Below are 10,936 nucleotides of genomic sequence, written 5' to 3'. Positions count from 1 at the left end.
CCTGGCCGACGCCGCCGCTCTGGTGGTGGCGCGTGGCCGGCTGATGCAGTCGGCGCGGGACGACGGCGCGATGTCGGCGATCGGGGGCGAGGAGGCCGAGATCCGGGAGTCCATCGCCGAATACGGCGACGCCGTGGCCGTCGCTGCCGTCAACGGACCCCGCTCGGTGGTGATCTCCGGCGATCGGGACGTGGTGGAGAAGATCACCGCGTTGTGGAAGGGCGAGGGACGCAAGACAACCGCCCTCAAGGTCAGCCACGCGTTCCACTCGCCGCATATGGATGGTGCGCTGGCGGAGTTCCGTACCGCGATCGCCGGACTCACGTTCCGCGCGCCGACCCTGCCCGTGGTCTCCAATGTGACCGGAGACCTGGCCACGGCCGAGGAGCTGACGTCGCCGGAGTACTGGGTCCGGCACATCCGGGAGGCCGTACGGTTCCACGACGGCGTCCGCACCCTCACCGGCGAAGGGGTCACCGACTTCGTCGAACTCGGCCCCGACGGTGTGCTGACCGCCCTCGTCGGCGGCGCGCTCCGGGACGAGCCCGGCGCCCTGATCCCGCTGCTCCGCCGGAACCGTCCGGAGGCCGCGACCGCCGCCGCCGCGCTCGGCGCGCTGCACGCCCGGGGCGCGGCCCCGGACTGGGACACGATCCTGTCCGGCGCCCACCGGGTCGATCTCCCCACCTACGCCTTCCGGCGCGACCGCTACTGGCTCACCGAGGAGAACGCCCCGGCCGACGCCGGCGGGCTGGGACTGAACACCGCCGACCACGTCCTCCTAGGCGCGGCGGTGCCCATCGCCGATGAGGACGCCGTTCTGTTCACCGGGCGGCTCTCCCTCCGCACCCACCCCTGGCTCGCCGACCACGTCGTCCGGGGCACGGTCCTCGTCCCCGGCACGGCCCTGCTCGAACTCGCCGTCCGCGCCGGGGACGAGGTCGGCTGCGACCGCGTCGAGGAGCTGACGCTCGCCGCCCCCCTCGTCCTGCCCGAACAGGGCGGCGTCCACCTCCAGGTGAAGGCCGGTCCCGCCGACGACCACGGCCGCCGCGCCGTCGCCGTCCACTCCCGCCCCGACACCGAGACCGCCCCCGACGCCCCGTGGCAGGCCCACGCCACCGGAACCCTCGCCACCGGCACACCCGGCACACCGGGCGGGCCTGCGGCGACCGGCCTCACCGCCTGGCCGCCCGCCGACGCCACCGAGGTCGGCATCGACGGGGTGTACGACCAACTCCACGACCGCGGCTACACCTACGGCCCCGCCTTCCAGGGCCTGCGCCGGGTCTGGCGTACCGAAGGCGCCGTCTACGCCGAGGTGGCGCTGCCGGGCGGGGCCCGCTCCGGCGACGCCGGGTTCTTCCTGCACCCGGCGCTGTTGGACGCGGCGCTCCACCCGATGCTCCCCGGTGTGCTCGGCGACGACGGGCCCGCCCGGCTGCCGTTCGCCTGGGCCGGGGTGAGCGTGCACCGTACGGGCGCCACGGCGCTCCGGGTCAGGCTCACGGTCACCGATCCGGACGGGGACTCCCCGAAGGCGGAGATCGTGCTCGCCGACGAGACCGGCGCCCCCGTCGCCTCCGTCGAAGGACTCACCCTGCGCCCGCTCTCCCAGGACGCGCTCTCGGAGACCGACACCGTCCTCAGGTCGGGCCGGTTCCGGGTGGAGTGGACGGCCTTCGACCCCGCGGGACCCGTACCGGGGACCGACGGCTGGGCCGTCGTCGACACCGGCACGGGCACCGGCACCGGTACCGACACGGGCGACCGTCCGCCGGCCGTGCCCGGCGCCACCACCTATCCGCATCTCGACGCGCTCGTGGGGGCGGTCGACGCGGGGGCGGCCGTACCGCCCGCCGTCGTCCTCCCGCTGACGGGCCGGCCCGCCCACGGCACCGGCACACCCGAAGCGGCCCGCGCCGTCCTGCACGACACCCTGCGGACCGTGCAGACCTGGCTCGGCGACGAGCGGTTCGCGTCCTCGCGCCTGGTCGTGGTGACGTCCGGCGCGGTCGCGGCCGGACCCGAAGACGTCACCGACCTCGCCGCGGCCGGGGTGTGGGGCCTGCTCCGCTCGGCGCGGACCGAACACCCCGACCGGTTCGTCCTCGTCGACACCGACGACCTCTCCACCGGGGTGCCGCCCGGCGTCGCGGCGGCCGTCGCCGCGCACGAGGCCCAGCTCGCCGTCCGCGCGGGCCGCGTCCTCGTCCCCCGGCTCGCCCGCCCCCTGCCCGGCCAGGACCGGGCGGAGACCGCGCCCCGGTGGGACACCGGAACCGTCCTCGTCACCGGCGCGACCGGCGCGCTCGGCGGCGTACTCACCCGGCATTTGGTGACCCGGCACGGCGCCCGCGATCTGCTGCTGCTCAGCCGGCGCGGCGAGGCCGCGCCCGGCGCCGCCGAACTCAAGGAGGAGCTGACCGGCCTCGGCGCCCGGGTCACGATCGCCGCCTGTGACGTGGCGGACTGTGAGGCGCTGGCCGCCGTACTTGCCGCCGTCCCCGCCGACCGTCCGCTGACGGCGGTCGTCCACACGGCGGGCGTCACGGACGACGGGGTCGTCACTGCGCTCACCCCCGAACAGCTCGACCGGGTCCTCACGGCCAAGATCGACGCCGCCTGGAACCTGCACGAGCTGACCCGGGAGACCGAGCTTTCGGCCTTCGTCCTCTACTCGTCGCTCGCCGGTCTCTTCGGCACCGCGGGCCAGGCCAACTACGCGGCGGGCAATACGTTCCTCGACGCCCTCGCCGCCCACCGCAAGGCCAACGGCCTGCCCGGCGTCTCCCTCGCCTGGGGACTCTGGGAGGAGACCAGCGCCCTCACCGGCGCCCTGGACGACGTCGATCTGCGCCGGCTGGCCCGGATCGGTCTGCGGCCCCTGTCCTCCGCCCACGCCATGATCCTCTTCGACGCGGCACACGGCCCCGACGAGGCCGTTCTCGCCATGACCCGGCTCGACGCCGCGGCCCTGCGCGCGGGCGGCGCCGAACCGCCCCCGCTGCTGCGGGGCCTGGTCAGGACGCCCGCCAAGCGGTCCGCCGGGGGCGGGTCCGAACCGTCGGGACCCCCGCTCGCCGAACGTCTCGCCGGGCTCGCGCCCGACGAGCGCCGCAGGCTGCTCACCGATCTGGTCCGGGCCCGGATAGCCGCCGTACTCGGCCATGCCGACCCGCTGGCCGTGGAACCCGGCACCCCGCTCCAGGAGCTGGGCTTCGACTCGCTCACCGCGGTCGAGCTGCGCAACCAGCTGACCGCGGCGACCGGTCTCGCCCTGCCCAGCACCGTGGCCTTCGACCATCCGTCGGCCGACGCGCTGGCCGGCTATCTCGACGGTGAGATCGCCGTCGAAGGCCCCGGGGACGGACCCGCATCGGCCGCCGACCCGGTCATCGCGGGACTCGACCGGCTGGAGGACCTGATCCGCTCGTCCGCGGCCGACGCCGACGCCCAGGGCCGGATCACCGCCCGCCTCCAGGAACTGCTGCTGATCGGCGGCGGTGGCAGCCGGGGCCGCGATCTCGACGCGGCCAGCGACGAGGAGCTGTTCGCCCTGGTCGACGGCGCGGAATAGGGGGCGGCGCACATGGGCTCGCCCGGGCGTCGCACGACGCGTGTTCCCGGAACATCCGGACTATCAGGAGCGGTGGTGTGACATGGCGGACGAGAACGAACTCCGTACGTATCTGAAGCGGGCCATCGCGGACGCGCGCGACGCCCGGGCACGACTCAAGGAGGTGGAGGAGCGGGCGCGGGAGCCGCTGGCGATCGTGGGCGCCGCGTGCCGCTACCCGGGCGGGGTCGAGTCCCCGGCCGATCTGTGGCGGCTCGTCGACGACGGTGTCGACGCGATCTCCGAGTTCCCCGCCGACCGGGGCTGGGACGAGGACGTGTACGACCCCGATCCCGACCGGCCCGGCAAGACCCTGACCCGGCACGGCGGATTCGTCACCGGGATGACCGACTTCGACGCCGCGTTCTTCGGGATGTCGCCGCGCGAGGCCCTCGCCGCCGACCCCCAGCAGCGGCTGCTGCTGGAGACCACCTGGGAGGCGATGGAGAGCGCCGGGATCGTCCCCGCCACCCTCCGGGGCAGCGCCACCGGCGTCTTCACCGGACTGATGTACCAGGGCTACGGCGCCGGGGTCCTCGACGACGTCCCGGCCGAGATCGCCGGACATCTCGCCGGGGGCGTGTCCAGCAGCATCGCCTGCGGCCGGCTCTCGTACACCTTCGGCTTCGAGGGTCCGGCCGTCTCCGTGGACACGGCCTGCTCGTCGTCGCTGGTGACCCTGCATCTGGCGGCGGGCGCGCTGCGGCGCGGCGAATGCGATCTCGCGCTCGCGGGCGGGGTGACCCTGATGTCCACCCCGTTCTCGATCGTCGAGTTCTCCCGGCAGCGCGCCCTGTCACCCGACGGCCGCTGCAAGGCGTTCGGCGCCACCGCCGACGGCACGTCTTGGTCCGAGGGCGCGGGCATGCTCGTCCTGGAGCGGCTGTCGGACGCGCGGCGCAAGGGGCACCGGGTGCTGGCGGTGCTCCGGGGTTCGGCGGTCAACCAGGACGGTACGTCGAACGGTCTGACGGCGCCGAACGGTCCGGCGCAGGAGCGGGTGATCCGTCAGGCGCTGGCGGACGCCGGTCTTTCGGCGGCCGATGTCGATGTCGTCGAGGCGCATGGCACGGGGACGCGGCTGGGTGATCCGATCGAGGCGCGGGCGCTGCTGGCGACGTACGGCCGTGAACGGCACCCCGGCCGGCCCCTCCTCCTCGGCTCCCTCAAATCGAATATCGGTCACACCCAGGCGGCGGCAGGGGTCGGCGGCGTCATCAAGATGATCGAGGCGTTGCGCCACGGCCGGCTGCCCCGCACCCTGCACGCCGACGAACCCACCCCGCACGTCGACTGGTCGGCCGGGGACATCGAACTCCTCACCCGGGCCAGGCCCTGGCCCGGACACGAAGGGCCGCGCCGGGCCGCCGTGTCCGCCTTCGGAATCGGCGGCACCAACGCCCATGTGATCCTGGAGGAGGCGCCCCCGGAGGACGGGTCCGTGTCGCCGGCGCCCGCGCCCGCGACGCCGGCCGCCGTCGACTGGACCCTGTCGGCGAAGACGCCGGAGGCGCTGCGCGGCCAGGCCGAGCGCCTGCTGGCTTTCGTGGCGGAGCGTCCGGAGTACGGTGTCGCGGACATCGCGTACTCCCTGGCGACGACCCGGGCCGTACTCGACCACAGCGCGACCGTCGTCGGCGCCGACCGCGACGAACTGCTCCGCGGACTCCGGTCCCTGACCACCGGTACCAGTGACCCGGCCGTGACCCTCACCGGCCGCGCCCGCCCCGGACGCCTGGCGTTCGTCTTCACGGGTCAGGGCTCCCAGCGCGCGGGTATGGGCCGTGAGCTGTACGACGCCGAACCCGTCTTCGCCCGTGCCCTGGACGAGATCTGCGCCGCCGTCGATCCCCTGCTGGGGCGGTCGCTGAAGGATGTGCTGTTCGCGGCGGCGGGCACGGACCCGGCGAAGGAACTCGACACCACGGCACTCGCCCAGCCCGCGCTGTTCGCGGTGGAGGTGGCGCTGTTCCGGCTGGTGGCGTCGTGGGGTGTGGTGCCGGACTGTCTGCTCGGTCACTCGATCGGCGAGGTGTCGGCCGCACACGCCGCGGGAGTGCTGGACCTGGCCGACGCCGCCGCTCTGGTGGTGGCGCGTGGCCGGCTGATGCAGTCGGCGCGTGACGACGGCGCGATGTCGGCGATCCAGGGCGAGGAAGCCGAGGTCCGTGACTCCCTGACCGAATACGGCGACGCGGTCGCGATCGCGGCCGTCAACGGACCCCGCTCGGTGGTGATCTCGGGCGACCGGGACGTGGTGGAGAAGATCACCGCGTGGTGGAAGGGCGAGGGACGCAAGACATCCGCCCTGAAGGTCAGCCACGCGTTCCACTCGCCGCATATGGACGGCGTGCTGGACGGGTTCCGCGAGGCGATCGCCGGACTGACGTTCCGGCCGCCGGCCATTCCCGTGGTCTCCAATGTGACCGGAGACCTGGCCACGGCCGAACAGCTGACGTCGCCGGAGTACTGGGTACGGCACATCCGGGAGGCCGTACGGTTCCACGACGGCGTCCGCACCCTCGCCGACCGGGGCGTCGGCGACTTCGTCGAACTGGGCCCCGACGGCGTCCTGAGCGCCCTCGTCCCGGGCAGCCTCGACCACGAACCCGGCGCCGTCGTCCCCCTCCTGCGCCGCAACCGCTCCGAGGCCGCGACCGTCGCCGCCGCCCGCGGCCGGCTGCACGCCCGGGGCATCACCCTTGACCGGGACACGATCCTGCCCGGCGCCCGCCGGGTCGAACTGCCCACCTACGCCTTCCGGCGCGACCGCTACTGGATCGACACACCCGCCCAGCACGGAGACACCGCCGCCCTCGGACTGACCGCGACGGACCACCCCCTGCTGGGTGCCGTGATCGCCCAGGCCGACGGGGACGGCACCCTCCTCACCGGCCGGGTCTCGATCCGTACCCACCCCTGGCTCGCCGACCACACCATCGGCGACACGGCCGTCCTGCCCCCCGCCGCCCTGCTCGAACTCGTGATCCGCGCCGGGGACGAGACCGGCAGCGCCGTCGTCCGCGAACTCACCGCGGAGACGCCCTTCCCCCTGCCCGAACACGGTGGCGTACAGCTACGGGTGAACGTCGGCGCGTCCGACGACACCGGTGGCAGGCCCGTCGCCGTCCACGCCAGAACCGAAGCCGACGAAGCGCCCTGGACGATCTGTGCCAGGGGAGTTCTCGGCGGCGGTACGGAGGCCGCCCCCGTCCTCCGTACCGCCACCGGGGACGTCACCGACGACGCCCCCGCCACAGCACTCGCACCCGCACTCGCACTCGCGGACGACCGGGCCGCCGACGCCGGGCGGTACGGGCTCCACCCCGCCCTGCTGGACGCCGCCCTCCCCGCGACCGCACGGCCCGGCACCGTAGCGCTGCCCGCCCACTGGCGCGGCGTACGTCTCCACGCCACCGGCGCGACCTCGGTCCTGGCCCGCTGCTCCGAACTGCCGTCCGCTCCCGGCACGGACGACCGCACGGTCGCCCTGACCCTCGTCGACGAGCACGGCGAGCCCGTGTTCACCGCCGACTCCGTCACCTTCCGGGACGTACCCGATGACCACTTCGGCACCGGGCGACCCGGCCGGGACGGCGACGAACTCCACACCCTCGACTGGATCCCCATCGAGACCGACACCGGCACCGACCCCGTCCGCTGGGGCGCGCTCGACGCCGGGATGGCGGACATCCCCCGGTACGCGACCCTGGCGGAGGCGGCAGCCGCCGTCGACGCGGGCACCCCTCTCGACTGGCTGCTCGTCCCCTGGCGGCCCGGAACCGCCACCGAGGTGACCGCCGCCGTCCACGAGGCGGCCCGCCGCGCGCTGGACCTGGCCCGCGAACTCGCCACCGAGAAACGGCTCCACGGCACCCGGCTGGTCGTCTTCCTGCCCGACGGGACCACGGAAGGCGCGGCCACCGAACTGGCCTACGCCGCCGTACGCGGACTCCTGCGCTCCGCCCAGGCCGAGACCCTCGGCCGGATCGTCCTGTGCGCCGCCGACCCGAACGCCGTACCACCGGCCGAACTGGCGGCGGCGCTCCGGACCGGCGAATCCGAGTTCACCTACCGGGACGGCCGCTTCACCGCGCCCCGGCTGCGCCCCGCACGGCCCGCCGACGAAACCGGCCCCGCCACCCGGCCCGCCTTCGACGGCGGCACCGTCCTCGTCACCGGCCGCCCCGGCGGCCTCACGGGACCGCTCACCCGTCGTCTCGTCACCGGACACGGCGCCACCCGGCTGCTGCTCGCCGCCCCCACCGACGCCGATACGGCGGACCTCGAAGCCCTGGCCGCCGAACTCACCGCCCTGGGCGCCCGGGCCGATACCGCCGTCTGCGACCCCGCCGACCGGGCGGCACTGGCCGCGCTGCTCGCGACCGTACCTGCCACACACCCGCTGCGGGCGGTCGTCCACCTCCCGTCGGCCCGTGACGACGCCCCGCTGACGGCCCTGACCACCGAACGCCTCGACGCCGTGCTGCGGGCCACGGCCGACGGCGCGTGGCAGCTGCACGACCTCACCCGCGATCTCGATCTGACGGCGTTCGTGCTGTACCACTCGACCGCCGGACTCATCGGCGCCCCCGGCCGGGCGCACGGCGCCGCCGCCGACGCCTTCCTCGAAGGGCTCGCCCGCCACCGGTACGCGCACGGCCTGCCCGCGACGGCCCTGGCCCGGCCGCCCGGTCAGCCGGACGACGCCGGGACGCCGGGGACCGGACACCGGACCCACGACTGGTTCAGGACCCGTACCGAAGCGGATGCCGTGGCCGCCTTCGACACCGCCGTGGGCCTGGGCCGGACCGCCCTCGTCGACGCGTCCGTCGACCGGTCGGCGCTGCCCGCCCTGATCCCCTCCGCCCTACGGGACCTGCGGCGCGCGCCCGCCCGCCGGAGCGTCCGGACCGCCGAACCCGCCCACTCGCTCCGGGAGCGGCTCGCGGATCTCGACCCGGCCGGGCGCCAGACGCTCGTCCTCGGGCTCGTCCGGGCCGAGGTCGCGGCCGTACTCGGCCACGCCGACCCGTACGCCGTCGGGGTACGGAACGACTTCCAGGAACTGGGCTTCGACTCCCTGACTGCGATGGAGCTGCGCAACCGGCTCGGCGCCGAGACCGGCCTCGGGCTCCCCGCCACCCTGGTCTTCGACCATCCCACGCCGGAGGCGCTCGCCGCGCATCTGCTGACCCTGACCGCGCCGGGCGCGGCGCCCACGGCCGGCCGGCTGATGGCCGAGCTGGACCGGCTGGACACCGAGCTGGCCGCGCTCGCGGACGACGAACGGGACCACGCGGTCCTCCACCGGCGGCTCCAACTGATGGCCGCGCGGTTTGCCCAGCCCACCGGGGACGGGGACGGGGACGGCCGGGCGGCGGCTGCCGACCGGATCGCATCGGCATCGGTGGACGAGATGTTCGACCTGATCGACACGGAGCTGGGGCGCTCGGGGCGCTGACCGCTCGACGGGGACCCGCCAGGCCCCCGGAACGGCTTTTCACGTACGAAGGGGGAGGGCGCGATGTCCACGGAAGAGACCCGGGGAGAGACCCGGGAGGAGAAGCTCGTCGAGTACCTGAAGTGGGTCACGGCCGATCTCCAGGAGACCCGGCGCAAGCTCGCCGAACTGGAGGCCGCCGACGAGGAGCCGATGGTGATCGTCGGGATGGCCTGCCGCTACCCCGGCGGTGTCGGCTCACCGGGCGATCTGTGGCGGCTGGTCGACGAGGGCGTCGACGCCATCACCGAGCCCCCCACCGACCGGGACTGGGACCTGGAGCGGCTGAACGAGAAGTGCTACTCGACGCGCTCCGGATTCCTTCAGGACGCCCCCCTCTTCGACGCCGCCTTCTTCGGGATCTCCCCGCGCGAGGCGCTGGCGATGGACCCCCAGCAGCGGATCCTGCTGGAAACCTCCTGGGAGCTGTTCGAGCACGCGGGGATCGACGTCTCCACCCTGAAGGGCAGCCGTACCGGTGTCTTCGTGGGCATCGTGGAGGAGAGCTATCTCGGGCTCAACGCGCCCGAGGAGCTAGAGGGCTATCTGATGACCAGCAAGCTGAGCAGCGTCGCCTCCGGCCGGGTGTCCTACACCTACGGTTTCGAGGGCCCGGCCCTCTCCCTGGACACCGCCTGCTCCTCGTCGCTGGTGGCGCTCCATCTCGCGGTGCGGTCGCTGCGGTCCGGGGAGTCGACCCTGGCCGTCGCGGGCGGGGTCACCGTCAACGGCGACCCGGGCGGCCATATCGACTTCGCCAAACAGCGCGGCCTCGCGGCGGACGGCCGGTGCAAGTCGTTCGCCGCCGCCGCGGACGGCACCTCCTGGTCCGAGGGCGCAGGATTGGTGCTCGTCGAACGGCTCTCCGACGCCCGGCGGCTCGGACACCGGATCCATGCCGTGATCCGGGGCTCCGCGGTCAACCAGGACGGGGCGTCCAACGGACTCGCCGCCCCCAGCGGCCCCGCGCAGGAGCGGGTGATCCGGCAGGCCCTGGCCGACGCCGGGCTCTCGGCCGCCGATGTCGACCTGGTGGAAGCGCACGGTACGGGAACCACCCTCGGCGACCCGATCGAGGCGCGGGCGCTGCTGGCCACGTACGGGCAGGGCAGGCCGCGGGAACGGCCGTTGATGCTCGGCTCGCTCAAGTCCAACATCGGCCACAGTGTGGCGGCGGCGGGCGTCGGTGGGCTGATCAAGGTGATCGAGGCGATGCGGCACGAGCGGATGCCGCGCACCCTGCACGTGGACGCGCCGACGCCCGAAGTGGACTGGGACTCGGGCGCCGTGGAGCTGCTCACCAGCCCGAAGGAGTGGCCGCGCGGCGAGCGGCCGCGCCGGGCCGGGGTGTCCTCGTTCGGGGTCAGTGGCACGAACTGCCATGTCCTGCTGGAGGAGCCGGAGGAACTGGAGGAGGCGGAGCCGGCCGCGGGTGAACTCGTGCCCGTCGGTGGTGTGGTGGGGGGTGGTGTGGTGGCTTTGGTGGTGTCGGGTGGTTCGTTGGGTGGTGTGCGGGGTGTTGCGGGTGGGTTGGTTTCTGTGGTTGAGGGTGGGGATGTGTGGGGTGTTGCTCGGGGTTTGGTTGAGGGTCGTGGGGTGTTGGGGTGGCGTGGTGTGGTGGTGGGTTCTGGTCGGGATGGGTTGGTTGGTGGGTTGGGTGGGTTGGCTGGTGGTGGGGTGGTTCCGGGTGTGGTGGTGGGTTCGGGTCCGGTGGTTTCGGGTGGTCGGGTGGTGTTTGTGTTTCCGGGTCAGGGTCATCAGTGGGTGGGTATGGCGGTGGGGTTGTTGGATTCGTCTGAGGTGTTTGCGGGGTT

The 10,936-nt window shown here is 74.1% G+C and carries 2 protein-coding genes and 1 pseudogene; all 3 read left to right on the top strand.

Annotation, left to right across the window (positions count from 1 at the left end):
* The coding region (locus ACFXG1_RS32325) for an SDR family NAD(P)-dependent oxidoreductase (protein ID WP_384745745.1) at positions 1–3,580 on the top strand (3,580 nt) is incomplete at its 5' end.
* 109 nt (positions 3,581–3,689) lie between these two features.
* Positions 3,690–9,083: pseudogene (locus ACFXG1_RS32320) on the top strand (beta-ketoacyl synthase N-terminal-like domain-containing protein); the annotation flags it as partial.
* 63 nt (positions 9,084–9,146) lie between these two features.
* Positions 9,147–10,936 (top strand): type I polyketide synthase (locus tag ACFXG1_RS32315; RefSeq protein ID WP_384745743.1); only part of this gene is annotated, 1,790 nt, incomplete at its 3' end.

The sequence above is a fragment of the Streptomyces sp. NPDC059248 genome, assembly GCF_042753905.1.
Lineage (GTDB): Bacteria > Actinomycetota > Actinomycetes > Streptomycetales > Streptomycetaceae > Streptomyces.
The sequence above is the reverse complement of the archived record's forward strand: the minus strand, read 5'-3'. Positions and strand labels throughout refer to the sequence as shown.